The organism is Cobetia sp. SIMBA_158, from assembly GCF_046566945.1.
In the GTDB taxonomy this organism is placed as follows: Bacteria; Pseudomonadota; Gammaproteobacteria; order Pseudomonadales; family Halomonadaceae; genus Cobetia; species Cobetia amphilecti.
In genome coordinates this window covers 1-248 of sequence record NZ_JAWJYL010000840.1, presented here as the reverse complement: position 1 = coordinate 248, position 248 = coordinate 1, and the positions used below count along the sequence as shown (strand labels likewise).

The following is a 248-nucleotide window of genomic DNA, read 5'->3' as shown; positions in this document are numbered from 1 at the left end:
AAGCTAGGCGCAACATAGCCTGAAATTTCTACCTTAGTGCTATCACCACTTCCTGACGAACTTAAGCTAACATCAGAAAGACCAAACGTTTCACCTACCTTAGACACAACCCCTTCACTTCTACTAACCCCTTGAGAAAGTAATAACTGGGCAAGCATAGCGTTGCTTGATGCTCCCTCCCCCTCTCCTAGCGGCTGTCCATTGAGTAAGTATGCTAAGGTTTGCGCCTGATCCATTGCAGGCTCAGA

Annotated in this window: 1 protein-coding gene; it reads right to left on the bottom strand. The window is 47.2% G+C overall.

Annotated elements, in window-relative coordinates; all coding sequences use genetic code 11:
* The coding region (locus R2R70_RS22195) for a translocation/assembly module TamB domain-containing protein (protein WP_410979230.1) at positions 1-236 on the bottom strand (236 nt) is incomplete at its 3' end.
* Positions 237-248 lie beyond the last annotated feature (12 nt).